Source organism: Pseudomonas sp. S2_E01, from assembly GCF_054668365.1.
The window spans coordinates 2,825,352-2,841,972 of sequence record NZ_CP162762.1; the positions used below are offsets into that span (position 1 = coordinate 2,825,352).

13 protein-coding genes are annotated in these 16,621 nt (G+C 61.4%); 8 read left to right on the plus strand and 5 right to left on the minus strand.

Annotation, left to right across the window (positions count from 1 at the left end; genetic code table 11):
* Nucleotide 1: 1 nt before the first annotated feature.
* Together AB4O36_RS12810 and AB4O36_RS12815 are read right to left on the minus strand one after the other, a co-directional pair.
* The gene (locus AB4O36_RS12810; RefSeq protein ID WP_460141925.1) at nucleotides 2-832 is read right to left on the minus strand and encodes a TIGR03915 family putative DNA repair protein; all 831 of its coding nucleotides are present in this window, start codon (nucleotides 830-832) and stop codon (nucleotides 2-4) included.
* Nucleotides 829-2,049: a putative DNA modification/repair radical SAM protein gene (locus AB4O36_RS12815; protein ID WP_460141926.1), complete on the minus strand. Its 1,221-nt coding sequence runs from the start codon at nucleotides 2,047-2,049 to the stop codon at nucleotides 829-831. The genes AB4O36_RS12810 and AB4O36_RS12815 overlap by 4 nt, the downstream gene beginning before the upstream one ends.
* A gap of 200 nt (nucleotides 2,050-2,249) precedes the next feature.
* Here AB4O36_RS12815 and AB4O36_RS12820 point away from each other — a divergent pair, with 200 nt between their 5' ends.
* Entirely contained in the window at nucleotides 2,250-3,281 is a 1,032-nt protein-coding gene (locus tag AB4O36_RS12820; protein WP_460141927.1) for a D-cysteine desulfhydrase family protein, read from the plus strand.
* Between the two features lies 1 nt (nucleotide 3,282).
* Here AB4O36_RS12820 and AB4O36_RS12825 read toward each other — a convergent pair whose 3' ends face one another.
* Nucleotides 3,283-3,621 carry an FKBP-type peptidyl-prolyl cis-trans isomerase gene (locus AB4O36_RS12825; RefSeq protein ID WP_460125698.1) on the minus strand — a complete coding sequence of 113 codons (339 nt, stop codon included), beginning with the start codon at nucleotides 3,619-3,621 and terminating at the stop codon, nucleotides 3,283-3,285.
* Between the two features lie 206 nt (nucleotides 3,622-3,827).
* Here AB4O36_RS12825 and AB4O36_RS12830 point away from each other — a divergent pair, with 206 nt between their 5' ends.
* From AB4O36_RS12830 to AB4O36_RS12840, 3 genes are all read left to right on the plus strand, one after another.
* Entirely contained in the window at nucleotides 3,828-4,898 is a 1,071-nt protein-coding gene (locus tag AB4O36_RS12830) for a diguanylate cyclase domain-containing protein (protein WP_460125699.1), read from the plus strand.
* Nucleotides 4,899-5,018: 120 nt separating this feature from the next.
* Nucleotides 5,019-6,827, plus strand: a complete 1,809-nt coding sequence (locus AB4O36_RS12835) for a monovalent cation:proton antiporter-2 (CPA2) family protein (RefSeq protein WP_460125700.1) — start codon at nucleotides 5,019-5,021, stop codon at nucleotides 6,825-6,827.
* A 143-nt stretch (nucleotides 6,828-6,970) separates the two neighbouring features.
* The gene (locus AB4O36_RS12840) at nucleotides 6,971-8,071 is read left to right on the plus strand and encodes a DNA alkylation repair protein (RefSeq protein ID WP_460141928.1); all 1,101 of its coding nucleotides are present in this window, start codon (nucleotides 6,971-6,973) and stop codon (nucleotides 8,069-8,071) included.
* Nucleotides 8,072-8,178: 107 nt separating this feature from the next.
* On the opposite strand, the gene AB4O36_RS12845 is transcribed toward AB4O36_RS12840, so the two are convergent.
* Nucleotides 8,179-9,066, minus strand: coding sequence for a LysR family transcriptional regulator (locus AB4O36_RS12845; protein WP_460125703.1), 888 nt, complete (start codon nucleotides 9,064-9,066; stop codon nucleotides 8,179-8,181).
* Between the two features lie 120 nt (nucleotides 9,067-9,186).
* Between AB4O36_RS12845 and AB4O36_RS12850 the strand changes: the two genes are divergently transcribed.
* The 3 genes from AB4O36_RS12850 (at nucleotide 9,187) to lldD (ending at nucleotide 14,000) form a co-directional block, all read left to right on the plus strand.
* The gene (locus tag AB4O36_RS12850; RefSeq protein WP_460125705.1) at nucleotides 9,187-10,878 is read left to right on the plus strand and encodes a GMC family oxidoreductase; all 1,692 of its coding nucleotides are present in this window, start codon (nucleotides 9,187-9,189) and stop codon (nucleotides 10,876-10,878) included.
* 151 nt (nucleotides 10,879-11,029) lie between these two features.
* Nucleotides 11,030-12,652 carry an MFS transporter gene (locus AB4O36_RS12855; RefSeq protein ID WP_460141929.1) on the plus strand — a complete coding sequence of 541 codons (1,623 nt, stop codon included), beginning with the start codon at nucleotides 11,030-11,032 and terminating at the stop codon, nucleotides 12,650-12,652.
* Between the two features lie 193 nt (nucleotides 12,653-12,845).
* Nucleotides 12,846-14,000 (plus strand): FMN-dependent L-lactate dehydrogenase LldD, encoded by a 1,155-nt coding sequence (lldD, locus tag AB4O36_RS12860; RefSeq protein ID WP_460125709.1) that lies wholly within the window; start codon nucleotides 12,846-12,848, stop codon nucleotides 13,998-14,000.
* A 32-nt stretch (nucleotides 14,001-14,032) separates the two neighbouring features.
* Here lldD and AB4O36_RS12865 read toward each other — a convergent pair whose 3' ends face one another.
* A complete protein-coding gene (locus AB4O36_RS12865) occupies nucleotides 14,033-14,401 on the minus strand; it encodes a DUF427 domain-containing protein (protein ID WP_460125711.1) in 369 nt (122 codons plus the stop codon).
* Nucleotides 14,402-14,649: 248 nt separating this feature from the next.
* On the opposite strand from AB4O36_RS12865, the gene AB4O36_RS12870 reads away from it, so the two are divergent.
* Complete coding sequence (locus AB4O36_RS12870; protein ID WP_460141930.1) at nucleotides 14,650-16,599, plus strand: DNA topoisomerase III; 1,950 nt, start codon at nucleotides 14,650-14,652, stop codon at nucleotides 16,597-16,599.
* Nucleotides 16,600-16,621: the final 22 nt, after the last annotated feature.

The window sequence follows — 16,621 nt, forward strand, 5'->3', positions numbered from 1 at the left end:
CTCATCGCTCACGCCCCTCATGCCCAATCCGCTTACCCGACCTGCCCTTGATGCCGCTCGCCTGGCCATCCTGCTGCTTGCCGGTGCGGGCCTGGGTGATCAGTCCGGGAATCAGCGCGCCTTCGGGCAAGTTTTTCCAGAACCTGGCCGGCAGATGGCCCTGCATCACTTTCGGGTTCAGCCGCGCCGGGTTGAAGATGTGGCTGTAATAGGTCAACCACATGTCGCCATGGGGATCGTCAACGTTCTGTGCCATTTGCTGCCACGGCGCCGGGCATTCGCGCTGGTAGATGAGTTGTTCGCCATCGTAGTAAACCCCATCCCGAGGCGTGGCGATCAACCAACGGTGACGGCCCATGCGGCCGATGAAATGTTCGCTGGCGCTGTGCAGGATGTCGTGCGCCGGTTCGTGCCACGCCACATAGTGCGGCCCACTATTTTCAGGCAACGCAACGAACCGCACAAATGCATGTAGATGATGAGCTTCACGTCGTATCTGTTTGATTCTTCTCTGTAATTCACTTCCAAGCTTGTCCCCGGCCATCATCGCCGTGCGGTCACCGTGGCTGACCCGCCATAGCACTTCATACAGCAGGCTCCAGCGCTGGTCGCCGCGATATCGGGCGGCCTGTTCCAGTGTTTCCAGCAGCGTTCGCGGGATGCGTGCCTGAAACGGCCCCAAGGCTTGCGGCAGAGGCTCGTCGGTGGCGAACAGATCTGTCGCGCCTTCCGTAGCCCAACTGGCCTGGCTCGGGTCCACCCCATGACTCAACAGCCAGCGCGCTTGCTGGCGCCAGGTGTCGAACAGGTCGTCGCAATCGAGATTGATCACCCCCACAATCCCATTTGCTGCGGTTGCGGTCGATCACGCATTTGCTGGTACAGCAGATCGCTGGTGACCTCCGACTGTTGTGGGTGGTAATCGCTCGTGATGAAAAACGGTTTGGCCTTGGTCAGAACGCAACGCATGCGTGCAAGGTCTTCGTAACGAATCCGGCGCTGGCGGCGCAACTCCACCAGACGCTCGGTGGTACGCAGGCCAATGCCGGGAATCCTCGCGATCAAGGTGGCCTCGGCGCGGTTGAGGTCCAGCGGAAACACCTCGCGATTGGCCAATGCCCAGGCCAGTTTCGGGTCGATGTCGAGCGCCAGATGCCCCGGCCCCTTGAACAGTTCGCCAGCGGTGTAGCCATAACTGCGCAACAGGAAATCCGCCTGATACAAACGATGCTCGCGCATCAGCGGCGGCGCGGCCAGGGGCACGCTCTTGGGGCTGTTGGGGATCGGACTGAACGCCGAGTAATACACCCGGCGCAACTTGTAATTGCCATACAACGCCTGGGCGCTGTGGAGAATGGTGCTGTCGTCGGTATCGTCGGCGCCCACGATCATCTGGGTGCTCTGCCCGGCAGGCGCGAACTTCGGCGCACGGGGCTCGTTGAGCACGGTTTGCTCACCGGTGTAGATCGTGCGCATCGCCTGGCGAATCGAGCCGAGTTGTTTTTCCGGTGCCAGGGTCTGCAGGCTGGCGTTGGTAGGCAATTCTATGTTGACGCTCAGGCGATCGGCGTAGCGCCCCGCTTGCTCGATCAGCGCCGGATCGGCTTCGGGAATGGTCTTGAGGTGAATGTAACCACGGAACTCGTACTCTTCACGCAAGAGTTTCGCGACACGAACCAATTGCTCCATGGTGTAGTCCGCCGAGCGAATGATCCCGGAACTGAGAAACAGCCCGCTGACACAATTGCGTCGGTAGAAATCCAGGGTCAGCTTCACCACTTCTTCCGGCGTGAAGCGCGCCCGGGGCACGTCGCTGGAACGTCGGTTGACGCAATACTGGCAGTCGTAAAGACAGAAGTTGGTCAGCAACACCTTCAGCAGCGACACGCAGCGCCCGTCCGGGGTGTAGCTGTGGCAAATACCCATGCCATCGGTGGCGCCCAACCAACTCTTGCCTTCGGAGGTGCGCTTGGGCGCGCCACTGCTGGCGCAAGAGGCGTCGTACTTCGCGGCGTCGGCGAGAATGCTGAGCTTGTCGATGAGTTCCATGGGTCAGCCTTTTACTGTATGGCCATACAGTATATCGCCAGAGCCGAGCACACAAGCCCACGCATCAACCCTTGGTCAGCTCGCGGCCATCTCATGCGCCATTCATTACATCGCGTTAACGCTGTTGTGACTGACTTGCCGTTTATCATCTGGGCCTTTGTCCATACAGTCGCCCCATCGATCGTCAACGAGGCACCACGATGCAAAGCCCACTGGACCTATCCCTGAGTGCCTTCACGCGAACAGACCTGATGCAAGGCCCGACGCCCATTCAGCGAGCCAGGCGGCTGGAACGATTACTGGGGCTGGATGTTCGGGGGATCGGCCTGTTTCTCAAGCGTGACGATCACATGTCGCTGGGCGGCGGTGGCAACAAGTTGCGCAAGCTCGAGTTCCATCTTGGCGCCGCTCAGGCTGCGGCTGTCGACACGGTCATTACCGTGGGCGGCGTCCAGTCGAACCATGCGCGGTTGACCGCCGCTGCTTGCGCAAACCTGGACCTCGCCTGTGAGCTGATCCTGACCCGCTCGGTTCCCAAGGCGGACACGGACTACGAGCTCAATGGCAACGTGTTGCTCGACCAACTGTTTGGCGCGCAGCTACAGGTGTTGGCCGCAGGCACAGATGCACTCGCAAAGGCAGAAGACCGCGCCACCCAACTTCGAGAGATGGGGCGCAAGGTGCTGGTCATTCCCATGGGGGGTTCGACACCACTGGGCAGTCTCGGATACGCCCGCTGTGCCGGAGAGATCGCTCGGCAGGAAACTGAACTCGGCGTGGCCTTCAACCAGGTCGTCGTGCCCAATGGCAGCGCCGGCACCCACGCTGGGCTGGCCGCGGGCTTCCATGTACTGGGGCGCGGCACCTCGTTGGTCAAGTCCTACGCTGTGCTGTCCGATCGGCACCTATCGGCCATTCGTACCCTGAGTCTGACCGAGGACACCCTGGCACTGCTGGGGGACCCGAACAGCTTGCCCCCTGAAGCAATCGTCATCGACGGCAGCCAACTGGGTAAAGGCTACGGCTTGCCAACCGACGCGATGCAGCACGCCGTCCGCCTGATGGCCCGCAGCGAGGGCCTGCTGCTCGACCCGGTTTACTCCGGCAAAGCCTTCGCGGGCCTGCTGGCCGATTTCGAACAAGGGCACTTCCGTTCGGGAGACAACGTGCTGTTCATCATGACGGGAGGCACGCCGGGGCTGTATGCGTATCGGGAGACGTTTGAGGCTTGACTCAGTCATCCCGCGTCAGCACTTCCAGCAATTCAATCTCGAACACCAGGTTAGAATTCGGCGTGATCTTGCCCATGGTGCGTTCGCCATACGCCAGGTGCGCCGGGACCAGCAGCTTGCGTTTCCCGCCGACCTGCATGCCCATGAGGCCCTGATCCCACCCCTTGATCACCCGACCGGTGCCAATCACGCATTGGAAAGGTTTACCTCGGCTGTAGGAGGAATCGAACTCCGTGCCGTCTTCCAGCCAGCCACGGTACTGGGTGGTGATCAGCGCGCCTTTGACGGCGGCTTTGCCGTCGCCCGGCTCAATGTCGATGATTTGCAATTCGTCGTTCATGGTTTCACTCGTCCACTGTCGCCCGGCTACGGGCGCGGACGCAGTTTTTCGCAGAATTCGCCGTCAAAGGCAATCGCAGGAACCTGGCTTTGCGTCTGCGCACGGGATCTATCGTGCTCGAAAATGGCTGAAGTGAATTAGGACTTTGCTGCTATTGAGCAGGCGCGTGGTCTACCATAGGCGCAAATACGCAATGATGGCCAGCTATGATGGCACCCAACTTCGTCTGGATCAGCGCAGGACTTGGCGCGACGGTGGCGTTCCTGATCGCCGGCATGATCTGGCGCGAGCGCACGCTGCGCAGGCAATTGGCCGAGTATCAGAGGCGGATCGCGAGTTTGGCCGACCGACAATCCGCCGTTGAAAAAGGCGATGCGGAACGCTACAAGCGCAGCCAGTATTTTGCGCGGATCGGCACCTGGGATTGGGATGTCGACACTGAACGGTTGTACTGGTCGGACGCGATCTTCGGCATGTTCGGGTTCAAGATTGGCGAAGTGGTGCCCTCCTACGCCCTGTTCTGCAGTTGCGTACATCCCGATGACCGGGAGCGGGTGCGAGCCGGCGAGCTGCGATGCCTGGAAACCGGTGAAAACCACGACGAGGAATACCGGGTCGTCTGGCCCGACGGCACCATTCGCTGGTTGCGTGAAACCGGTAACGTGGTGAAGAACGCCCACGATGAAACGATCAAGATGATGGGCGTGGTCCGTGACATCACCGATGAGAAAGCTTCCGCCAGTTACTTGCAGCACCTGGCCCATTTCGACCCGCTGACAGGTCTGCCCAACCGCCTGGTGCTCGAAGAGCGACTGTCGGATGCGCTGGAACAGGCGCGAATCAGCGGTACTCGCGTAGCACTGGTGTTCATCGACCTCAACGGTTTCAAGGCGATCAACGACCGCTACGGCCATGGCGCCGGCGACCGCGTGCTTGTGACCATGGCGACTCGCCTGAAAAGAATCCTGCGCGCCACGGACACGGTGGCCCGTATCGGAGGCGACGAATTCGTGGTGATCCTCCAGGGTTTGGCGCAAGGCGGTTGCCTGCAAGATGAAGCGCGCGTGATCTGCCAGAAGATTTTCATCGAGCTGTCTCCGCCCATTGCCATCGGCAATGATCATCGCCATATCGGCACCAGTCTGGGTGTTGCCGTTTTCCCCGACCATGCGCCGAGCATGGACCGCCTGATTCACATTGCTGACCTCGCGATGTATGAGGCCAAGCGAAGCGGGAATAATCAGTACCGGCTGGGTGGGCAGGCGGTTGGTCATTGATTGACTTGTCAGCCTGATTTTTTTGGCGACTGTGGCTTGCCCGCGATGGCTTTTACTGACGCACGCAGCCTCAACCTTTATCCTTGCGCCCCCGCCCCACCGATTCCTGGAGTTTCCTCAATGCCCCATGAAGGCAACCTGCTACAAGCCGCTGTCGTATTCCTGTTCGCGGCGGTGCTCACCGTTCCCCTCGCCAAGCGCCTGCAACTGGGGGCGGTGCTGGGCTATCTGTTTGCCGGGGTGATCATCGGCCCATCGGTGTTGGGCCTGATCGGCAACCCGCAGAGCGTCAGCCATATTTCCGAACTCGGGGTGGTGTTGTTGCTGTTCATCATTGGCCTGGAGTTGTCGCCAAGGCGTTTGTGGGTGATGCGCAAATCCGTATTTGGCGTAGGCCTGGCGCAGGTGTTGCTGACCGGTTCAGTCATCGGTGTGGTCGCGCTGTTCCTGTTCGGTCAGCCGTTGAACAGTGCCATCGTGCTCGGGTTGGGTCTGGCCCTGTCGTCCACCGCTTTCGGCCTGCAAAGCCTGGCCGAGCGCAAGGAACTGACCAGCCCCCATGGCCGGCTGGCGTTTGCGATCCTGCTGTTCCAGGACATCGCCGCGATCCCATTGATTGCCATGGTGCCATTACTGGCGGGCACCGATCACACCACCAGCGGCGCACAGGGCCTGAACCACGCCCTGCAAGTGCTGGGCAGCATCGCCGTGGTGGTGATCGGTGGTCGCTACCTGCTGCGTCCGGTGTTTCGCGTTGTGGCTCGTACCGGTTTGCGGGAGGTGTCCACCGCCACGGCTCTGTTGGTGGTGATTGGCACCGCATGGCTTATGGACATGGTCGGTGTGTCGATGGCATTGGGCGCCTTCCTGGCCGGCCTGTTGCTGGCCGACTCGGAGTATCGCCACGAACTGGAAGCGCAGATCGAACCGTTCAAGGGCTTGCTGCTGGGTCTGTTTTTCATCAGCGTCGGTATGGGCGCCAACCTCAGTTTGCTGCTCAGCGCGCCGATCACCGTGCTGGGCCTGACCCTGCTGCTGATTGCGATCAAGCTGCCGTTGTTGTTCGTGGTCGGTCGATTGGCCGGGGGCTTGGGCAAGGTCAGCGCGATTCGCCTGGGTATCGTGCTGGCGGCGGGCGGTGAATTCGCCTTCGTGGTGTTCAAGATCGGTCGCGATCAAGGCCTGTTCGAGCCGCGCCTGTACGACCTGCTGGTGCTGACCATTACTCTGTCCATGGCCTTGACCCCGCTGTTGCTGCTGGTCTGCGCAAGGCTGGTCAGCCCGAAAGTCCAACCGGTGGTGGTGCCGGAAAAATTCCGCGAAATCGACACCGACGAGCCACGCGTGGTTATCGCCGGCATGGGGCGCATGGGTCAGATCATCGCTCGTATCCTGCGCGCGCAGAACATCAAGTTCGTCGCCCTCGACACCTCGGTGGAAACCATCGAGCTGTCACGCAGCTTTGGCGGTGTACCGGTGTTCTACGGCGACCCGATGCGCCCGGAAATCCTCAGCGCCGCCAAGGTCGAGCAGGCGGAGTACTTCATCATCGCGACGGACGACCCGGACACCAACATCAAGACCGCCGAGGTGGTCCATCGCCTGTACCCGCACATCAAGATCATCGCCCGCGCCCGTAACCGCCAGCACGTGCACCGCCTGGTGGACCTGGGTGCCGAGGCGATCCGCGAGACCTACTATTCAAGCCTGGAGATGAGCCGGCGCACATTGGTCGGGCTGGGACTGACGCAAGCTCAGGCGGATGCGCGCATCAAGCGCTTCAAGCATCATGACGAGCAAGTGCTGGAAGCGCAGCACGCGGTGTATGACGATGCAGCGAAGGTGTTGCAGACGGCGCAGGAAGCCCGGGCTGAACTGGCCAAGTTGTTTGAGTCGGATCAGCTTGAGGAGCAGGCTGGCAAGAGTTGAGGTGAGCTTCAGGGCCCCATCGCGGGCAAGCCCGCTCCCACAATGGCCCGGTGTTCGCATATCCAATGTGGGAGCGGGCTTGCTCCGGGGGGCGTTCCGACGATGAACGATAACGCGGTCCACCTGAATACAAGGAACCAATAATGGCAACCGACCCACCCGCCCCAGCCCTCAAGGAAATCTTCAACGCCGAGCGCCTCCAGCACATCGCCACCGAGATGAGCGCGGTTTACCCCGATTTCAACGCTGCGGCTTTCCTGAAAATGGCCAACGAAGGCTTGGCCGAGTTGTCCATCATGCAGCGCATGGCCCGGGTCAGCGAGTGCCTGTACGCCACGCTGCCAATGAGTTACGAAGACTCGCTCGACGTACTGCGCGCCCTCGCCCCACGCCTCAACAGCGGCTTCGTCAGCGTTTCGCTGCCGCATTACGTCGCCACCTACGGTAGCCATGCCTTCGAGCAATCCATGGAGGCGCTGAAGTATTTCACGACCTTCGGCTCCGCCGAGTTCGCCATACGCCATTTCCTGCGCAACGATTTCGAGCGCACCCTGGCCGTGATGCACGACTGGTCACTGGACGACAACGAACACGTTCGCCGCCTGGCCAGTGAAGGCAGCCGGCCGCGCCTGCCCTGGTCGTTTCGCCTGGAGCGGATTCAGGCCGACCCGCGCCTGGCCGCCGCGATCCTCGACAACCTCAAGGCCGACGACAGTCTGTACGTGCGCAAATCCGTGGCCAACCACCTCAACGACATCACCAAGGACCATCCCGACTGGGTGCTGGACATCATCGAAGGCTGGTCACTGGACAACAAACACACCGCCTGGATCGCCAAACATGCCTTGCGCAGCCTGATCAAGCAAGGCAACCCGCGAGCGTTGGCGATCATCGGTGCCACGGGCAAGGCCGAGGTCGAGATTATCGGGGTCAAGGTCGAACCGGCGGTGATAACACTCGGGGAGAAAATCACCCTGTCGTTCACGGTCAGGTCCAAGGTAGAGAGCAGGCAGCGCCTGGTGATCGACTACGCCATCGACTACGTGAAAGCCAACGGCAGCACGTCGGCCAAGGTGTTCAAGCTCAAGGCGCTGACCCTGCCGGTGGGCGCCAACGAGTTTGTCAGTCGCAGTCAATCCATCAAGGAACTGACCACCCGCCGGCACTATGCTGGCCGGCACGCGGTGCATGTGCTGGTGAATGGGGAGCGGTTGGCGAGCACCCATTTCGATATTTTGCCCTGAACCCGTGATCTCTGTAGGAGCGAGCATGCTCGCGATGGTGGTGCGGCCACCGCGGGGTTTCAGGCTTCCAGCGTTATCGTTAACGACCATCGCGAGCGTGCTCGCTCCTACAGGGGTAGCAGCAGACCCTGCTCACGCTCGCACATCTGCACGATGTAATCCCACATCACCCGCAGCCGCACGGATTTGTGCAGTTCGCGACGAGTGCTGATCCAATAGCTGCGCTGGATGCTTTCCTCCGGGAACAACGGCACCAACTGCGGATCGTCGCTGGCCATGTAGCAGGGCAGCACCGCGATGCCCAGACCCGCGCGTGCCGCCTGTTGCTGGGCAATGACGCTGGTGCTGTGGAAGACCACCTGCGGGTTGCGGCAGAAACTGTTGAGGAACATCAGTTCCTGGCTGAACAGCAAATCATCGACGTAACCGATCCAGGCATGCCGGCTGAGGTCTTCATGGCTGTGCAGCGGCGGCGCCCGGTCGAGGTAGGCCTGGCTCGCGTATAACGCCAGGCGGTAATCGGTGAGCTTGCGCGTGACCAGCATGTCCGCCGATGGCCGTTCCAGGTGAATGCTGATTTCCGCTTCGCGATTGAGGATGCTGACGAAACGCGGCACCGCAACCAACTCCACTTCCAGGCCAGGGTAACGCTCGAACAGCCCGTTCATGCGACTGGTCAGGAACATGATGCCCAGGCCTTCGGTCACACCGACGCGTATCTTGCCCAATGGCGCCGTGGATTGGCTGATCTCTTCCTGGGCCAATAACGCGACGTTTTCCATGGCTTCGGCGTGCTTCAGCAGCGCCTCGCCGGCCGGTGTCAGCTCGTAACCCTGGGCGTGCTGGACGAACAGCGCCGCGCCCAGGCTCTTCTCGATGGCCTCGATGTGCCGGGCCACGGTGGCATGGGTGGTGTGCAGGCGACGCGCCGCCGTCAGCAAGCGCCCGCTGCGCTGCAATTCGAGAAAAAACCGCAGGTCATTCCAGTCGAACATGAACCGTCCCCGAGAACTTACTGTTTAAAAACGCACAGCAGCTGCGCAAAAACTAACATTCTTTTGTCGAAAGCTAACAACTAGGATGACCGACAACAAGAACAAAAATAGAGGTCAAGGATGCAGACTTCCCTTGATGAGTTCGACTACATCGTGGTCGGGGCCGGGCCGGCCGGTTGTTTGTTGGCCAATCGCCTGTCGGCGAACCCGCAACATCGCGTGCTGTTGCTGGAGGCCGGTGGCCGCGACAACTACCCATGGATTCACATTCCCGTCGGTTACCTGTTCTGCATCGGCAATCCGCGCACCGACTGGTGCTTCAAGACCGAGGCGCAATCGGGCCTGCAAGGACGGGCACTCAGTTACCCCCGAGGCAAGGTGCTCGGTGGCTGCTCGTCAATCAACGGCATGATCTACATGCGTGGCCAGAGTGGCGACTACGATGGCTGGGCGGCCGATGGCAACCCTGGCTGGGCCTGGAACGACGTATTGCCGCTGTTCAGGAAAAGTGAAAACCATTTTGCGGGCGATTCGATAGCCCACGGTGCCAGCGGTGAGTGGCGCGTCGAGCGCCAGCGCCTGTCATGGCCGATTCTCGATGCCTTTCGCAACGCTGCCGAGCAAAGCGGCATCGCCAGCGTCGATGACTTCAACCAGGGCGACAATGAAGGTTGCGGTTACTTCCAGGTCAATCAGAAAGGCGGCGTTCGCTGGAACGCGGCCAAGGCGTTTCTCAAGCCGATCCGCCAACGCCCCAACCTCATCGTACTGACCGAAGTCGAAGTGGATCGCGTGCTGTTGGAAAACGGACGCGCCTCGGCCGTCACCGCCCGTTGGCAAGGCCAGGCAAAAAGCTTCAAGGCACGGCGGGAAATCATTCTGTGTGCGGGTGCTGTCGGCTCCCCCGGTATCCTGCAACGCTCCGGCATCGGCCCTCGTCCCCTTCTGGAAACACTCGGCATCGGTGTCGTCCATGAGCTTGCGGGGGTCGGCGGCAACCTGCAGGATCACCTGCAACTGCGACTGATCTACAAACTGGAAAACGCCCGTACCCTCAACCAGATTGCCGCCAGCGTGTGGGGCAAGATGGGCATGGGCCTGCGCTACCTGTATGACCGCAGCGGGCCGCTGTCGATGGCCCCAAGCCAGCTCGGTGCGTTTGCCCGATCGGGGCCGGAACAGACCTCGGCCAACCTTGAATACCATGTGCAACCGCTGTCGCTGGAGCGCTTTGGCGAGCCGTTGCACCCCTTCCCCGCCTTCACCGCATCAGTCTGCGACTTGCGCCCACAGAGTCGTGGTCGCGTCGACATCCGCTCGACCGACCCACAGCAGGCGCCGTTGATTCAGCCGAACTACCTGAGTCACCCCCAGGACCTGCGCGTGGCGGCCGACGCGATTCGCCTGACCCGGCGCATCGTCTCAGCGCCGGCGTTGCAAGCGTTCAAGCCAATGGAGTACCTGCCTGGCCAGAGTTTGCAGAGTGAAGAACAGTTGCACGAGGCTGCCGGACGCATCGGCACGACCATCTTCCATCCGGTCGGCACGTGCCGGATGGGCAACGGTGCGGACGCAGTGGTCGATGCGCAACTCAAGGTCCACGGCATTCCCGGTTTGCGGGTGGCCGACGCGTCGATCATGCCGCGCATCACCTCGGGCAATACCTGCACGCCGACGCTGATGATTGCCGAGAAGGCGGCGCAGATGATCCTTGAGGCAGCGACACGAATTGATAATCCAAACTCTGTAGGAGCGAGCAAGTCGAATCGTCTCACCGTCGCGATGGAGGACCAGACAACGTTGGCATCCTGACACCCCGTGTCATCGTTGACGACCATCGCGACGGTTCGACGCCTCGACAAGCTCGCTCCTACAGGAGATGTGTGCGACAGGAAGCGGCACCCGCCCACAAGGCAGGTGCCGACAGTGGAACAACAAAAACAATCACTGTGAGGGAACCGATATGTCAGAACATGTTCAGCCACTCAACATCACGCGCAGCGCCGACATTGGCCGCGACACCCGCAAAGTCATCTTTGCCTCATCGCTCGGGACGGTGTTCGAGTGGTATGACTTCTTCCTCTACGGCGCCCTCGCGGCAGTGATCAGCAAGCAGTTTTTCGCAGGGGTGAACGACACCACCGCATTCATTTTCGCCCTGATGGCCTTCGCTGCCGGTTTCATCGTGCGGCCGTTTGGTGCATTGGTGTTCGGCCGGTTGGGGGACATGATCGGGCGTAAATACACATTTCTCGCCACCATTGTCCTGATGGGCGTGGCGACGTTTTGCGTCGGCCTGCTGCCGACCTACGCCAGCATCGGCATTGCCGCACCGATCATCCTTGTGGTGCTGCGCATGCTCCAGGGCTTGGCCCTGGGTGGCGAATACGGCGGCGCAGCGACTTACGTCGCCGAACATGCCCCCATCGACAAGCGCGGTTTCCACACCAGCTGGATTCAGTCCACGGCCACGCTGGGGCTGCTGCTGTCGTTGCTGGTGGTGCTCGGCTGCCGCTATTTCATCGGTGATCAATTCGAAGTCTGGGGCTGGCGCATTCCGTTCCTGTTTTCCATCGTGCTGCTGGGCATCTCCACCTGGATCCGCCTGAGCCTGCACGAATCCCCCGCGTTCGTGAAAATGAAAGAAGAAGGCAAGCTGTGCAAGTCGCCGCTGCGTGACTCGTTCGGCAAATGGGAAAACCTCAAGGTCGTGCTGATCGCCTTGTTCAGCATTAACGCCGGGCAGGCCGTGACCTTCTACGCCGCGCAATTCTATGTGCTGTTCTTTCTCACCCAGTTCCTGAAAATGGACCCTGCGGTGGCCAACACACTGCTGATCATCAGCGTGACCATCGGCGCGCCGTTCTTCATCTTCTTCGGCTGGCTGTCGGACAAGGTCGGGCGCAAACCGGTGCTGATGCTCGGCCTGCTGCTGGCCACGGTGCTGTACTTCCCCATCTTCAAGACCCTGGCCCACTATGCCAACCCGGCCATCGACCTGGCCAGCCGGCAGGCGCCGATCACGGTGCACGCCGACCCGGCCACCTGCACCTTCCAGTTCGACCCGGTGGGCAAGGCCAAATTCGACAGCCCTTGCGACAAGGTCAAGACTTTCCTGGTCAAACAGGGCCTGCCCTACAGCAGCGAAGCCGCACCCGCCGGCAGCAATGTGCAGATCAGCATCGGCGACGTGAAGATCGAGGGTTATGACGAAGCGGCCCTGCGTGGCGCCGTGACGCTGGCCGGCTATCCATCACAGGCCGACACCCAGTCGATCAACAAGACCATGATCGTGGCGCTGATCGTCGCGCTGATCATCATCTCGGCCATGTGCTACGGTCCCCTGGCCGCCCTGATGGTAGAGCTGTTCCCCACGCGCATCCGCTATACCTCGATGTCCCTGCCGTATCACATCGGCAATGGCTGGTTCGGTGGTTTCCTGCCGACGGTGTCGTTTGCGCTGGTGGTGTACACCGGCGATATTTTCTATGGTCTCTGGTACCCGGTGCTGATCACGGCGGTGAGCCTGGTGGTGGGGATGATCTGTCTGCGTGAGACCAAGCAGGTGGATTTGAACAACAACTGATTTAGCCCGCAGCCCCTCCCCCCTATGGGAGCGGGCTTGCTCGCGATAGCGGTGTGTCAGATACATCAACGGTCACTGGCACACCGCTATCGCGAGCAAGCCCGCTCCCACAATAGTCTTGATCGTGCCCACAAAACCTTTCGCTTTCGCTACTCTTGCACCATCGCCCCGCCACCTGCCCGAACGAGGCCCCATGATCATTTCCTCCGCATCCGACTATCGCGAGGCCGCACGCCGCAAACTTCCCCGTTTCCTGTTCGACTACATCGATGGTGGCGCCTACGCCGAGCATACGCTGAGGGCTAACAGCGCCGACCTCTCAGGCATCAGCCTGCGCCAGCGCATCCTCAAAAACGTCGAATCCCTGAGCCTGGAAACCACTCTGTTCGACCAACCGTTGGCAATGCCCATCGTCCTCGCACCGGTCGGGTTGACCGGTATGTTCGCCCGTCGCGGTGAAGTTCAGGCAGTCAAGGCCGCCCAAAACAAAGGCATCCCGCTGTGCCTGTCGACGGTCTCGGTGTGCTCCATCGAAGAAGTCACGAGCCAGACCGAGCAAACCATCTGGTTCCAGCTGTATGTGCTGAAGGACCGCGGTTTCATGCGCAACGCCCTGGAGCGGGCCAAGGCCGCAGGGATAAAAAACCTGGTATTCACCGTGGACATGCCAACGCCCGGCGCACGGTACCGGGATGCCCACTCAGGCATGTCCGGGCCGTTCGCCTCCTCGCGTCGGATCCTTCAGGCCATCACTCGCCCCGACTGGGCCTTCAACGTCGGCGTCATGGGCCGCCCCCACGACCTGGGCAATATTTCGAGGTATCTGGGCAAAGCCGTCACCCTGGAAGACTACATGGGTTGGCTCGCCAACAACTTCGACCCGTCAATCAGCTGGAGCGACCTGGAATGGATTCGGGATTTCTGGCAGGGGCCAATGATCATCAAGGGCATCCTCGACCCCCAGGATGCCCGGGACGCCGTGAGTTTTGGTGCGGACGGGATTGTCGTGTCGAACCACGGTGGCCGACAACTCGATGGCGTGCTGTCCACCACCAAGGCCTTGCCACCGATCAAGCAAGCAATTGGCGACGACCTGACGGTGCTGGTCGATTCTGGCATCCGCTCGGGGCTCGACGTGGTGCGCATGCTCGCCCTGGGTGCCAAAGGCGTCCTGCTGGGTCGATCCATGGCCTATGCACTGGCTGCCGATGGCCAGCGTGGGGTTGAAAACATGCTCGACATCTTCGCCAGGGAAATGCGCGTGGCGATGACGCTGACGGGCGTCACCTCGATTGACCAGATCGATTCCACGACGCTGGTGCAAGCGGCGCGCGAACTCAAGGATTGATACTCGCGCCCTGCCAGCGCAGGGCGCCTCGCTCAACCAACGTCCGGAAGCAGCTCGAAGGTGACCTTGTCCGGATAGAACGCCACGTAGTTCTTGATCTGCGCCACCGACACCTTGGGCTCTTCGTAGCTCCACACCGCATTTTGCGCCTCGTGCCCCTCGACCTTCAGGCTGAAATAGCTCGCATCGCCCTTGTACGGGCAGTAACTGGTGTGGTCGGTACGCACGTAATACTCATCCTCAATGTCATCCAGTGGCAGGTAATACACCGGCGGATAGTTGGCTTCCAGCAACACCAGTGTCCGGGTGGACGCCGCCACTTCGACACCGTGAAACTTCACCATCACGCAGCCCGGCTGCTCGGCGATGGTAATGACAGGACTGGGACCTGAGCTCTTCATGTAATGCATTCCTCGGCACGAAGTGAACCTGAAAATCGAGACGACACCCTGTCAGGTATAACCCACATTCAGCCATGACGACGGCTTCGCAGCCGAACGGAGGCTGGCGTCCACTCTCGTCGATGGCACGCAGAATACGGCCTCGCCTGACACACAAACTGTACATCCATACAGATAAAGATTGCTCCGTCGCTCATCAGCCGCCATTCTGTGCACCTTCCGGCAATTATTGATGAGCGTTGGTGGTCATGCGGCTGTACCTCTGTGAAAAACCTTCCCAGGCCAAAGACATTGCCGCCGTGCTCGGCGCCAAGCGCCGTGGCGACGGGTGCTGGCTGGGAACGGGAGTCACGGTCACCTGGTGCATCGGACACCTGCTGGAAACCGCTGCGCCGGATGCCTACGACACACGCTACAAGCGCTGGGTGCTGGCCGACCTGCCGATCATCCCGGACAAATGGAAAATGACCGTCAAGCCGCGCACGGCCAGCCAGTACAAGGCCGTCAAACGTCTGCTCGGCGAGGCTGATGAGTTGGTGATCGCCACCGACGCCGACCGTGAGGGCGAAATGATCGCCCGGGAACTCGTTGAGCACTGCCGTTATCGTGGACCGATCCAGCGCCTGTGGCTGTCGGCACTGGATGATGCTTCGATCCGCAAGGCGATGGCTGCGTTAAAGCCAGGCGCCGAGACGTTCAGCCTGTATCACTCGGCGCTGGGCCGTTCGCGGGCCGACTGGCTGATCGGCATGAACATGAGCCGCTTGTTCACCCTGCTTGGACGCCAGTCCGGTTATCAGGGGGTGTTGCCCGTCGGCCGGGTGCAAACGCCGACGCTGCGGCTGGTGGTGGACCGCGACCGCAGCATTGCTGATTTCGTCCCCGTTGCCTACTGGGCCATCGACGTGCAGCTGCGGCACGAGGGCAGCACATTCACCGCGCAGTGGCGTGCACCCTCCCACGCCTGTGACGACCAGGACCGTTGCCTCAATCAGGCTATCGCGCAACAGGCGTCAACGGCGTTGTCCAGTGCTGCGAATGCCAGGGTAACCAGGCTGCGCACCGAGCGCCTGCGTGAAGTGGCGCCGCTGCCATTCGATCTTGGTACGTTGCAGGAAGTGTGTTCGAAGAAGCTCGGCCTGGGCGCACAGGAAACCCTGGACATCGCCCAGGCGCTGTACGAAACCCACAAGGTCATCACCTACCCGCGCAGCGATTGCGGCTACTTGCCGCTTAGCCAGCACAGCGAAGCGCCGGGCATCCTGGCGGCGTTGAGGCAGGCGGATTCGACGCTCGAAGCGTTGCACGAGCACCTGCAACCTGCGTGTCGCTCACGGGCGTGGAACGACGCAAAAGTCAGCGCCCACCACGGCATCATTCCCACCGCAGCGGCAAAAAATCTTGAACGGCTCGCCGGCAAGCAGCGCGCGGTTTATACCCTGATCCGCGCACGCTACCTCGCGCAGTTCCTGCCCGATCATGAATTCGACCGCACCCAGGCCGACTTCGACTGCGCCGGCCAAGCCTTGCGCGCCGTCGGCAAGCAGATCGTCGAACCGGGCTGGAAACGCGCCCTGCCTGAAGCCCTCGCCCCGGCCAGGGGCCGCGAAGCGCCGGTGCCACAAACCCTGCCCAGACTCAGCGAAGGGGATGAATGTGCGGTGGCCGAGGTGAAGCTCAAGGACCTCTGGACCCAACCCCCCAAACCCTTTACCGAAGGCGACTTGATCAAGGCGATGAAGAACGTCGCCAAACTGGTGGAGGACCCTGTGCTCAAACAGAAGCTCAAGGACACCACCGGCATCGGCACCGAAGCCACTCGCGCCTCGATTATCCAGGGCCTCCTCGACCGGGGTTACCTGATCAAGCATGGCAAGGCCCTGGCCGCGACACCGGCCGCGTTCAGCCTGATCGATGCGGTGCCCCGCGCCATCGCCGACCCCGGCACCACGGCCATCTGGGAACAGGCGCTGGACATGGTGCAGAGCGGGGAAATGAGCCTCGAAGAGTTCGTCACCAAGCAGGCCGCGTGGATGAGCAAGCAGGTCGCCCGCTGCGCCGGGCTGAACCTGACCATCAGCGGGCCGGCAAGCCCGGCCGGACGCGGCGCCACACCGTGGAAAAACAAGCGCAAGTCTGCCAAGGGCAAGCCGGGGACAGGCCGCAAACGGGCGGCAAAACCAGCGGGCGAGGCTTGATGCGCGGCCCCTGTCAAACCCG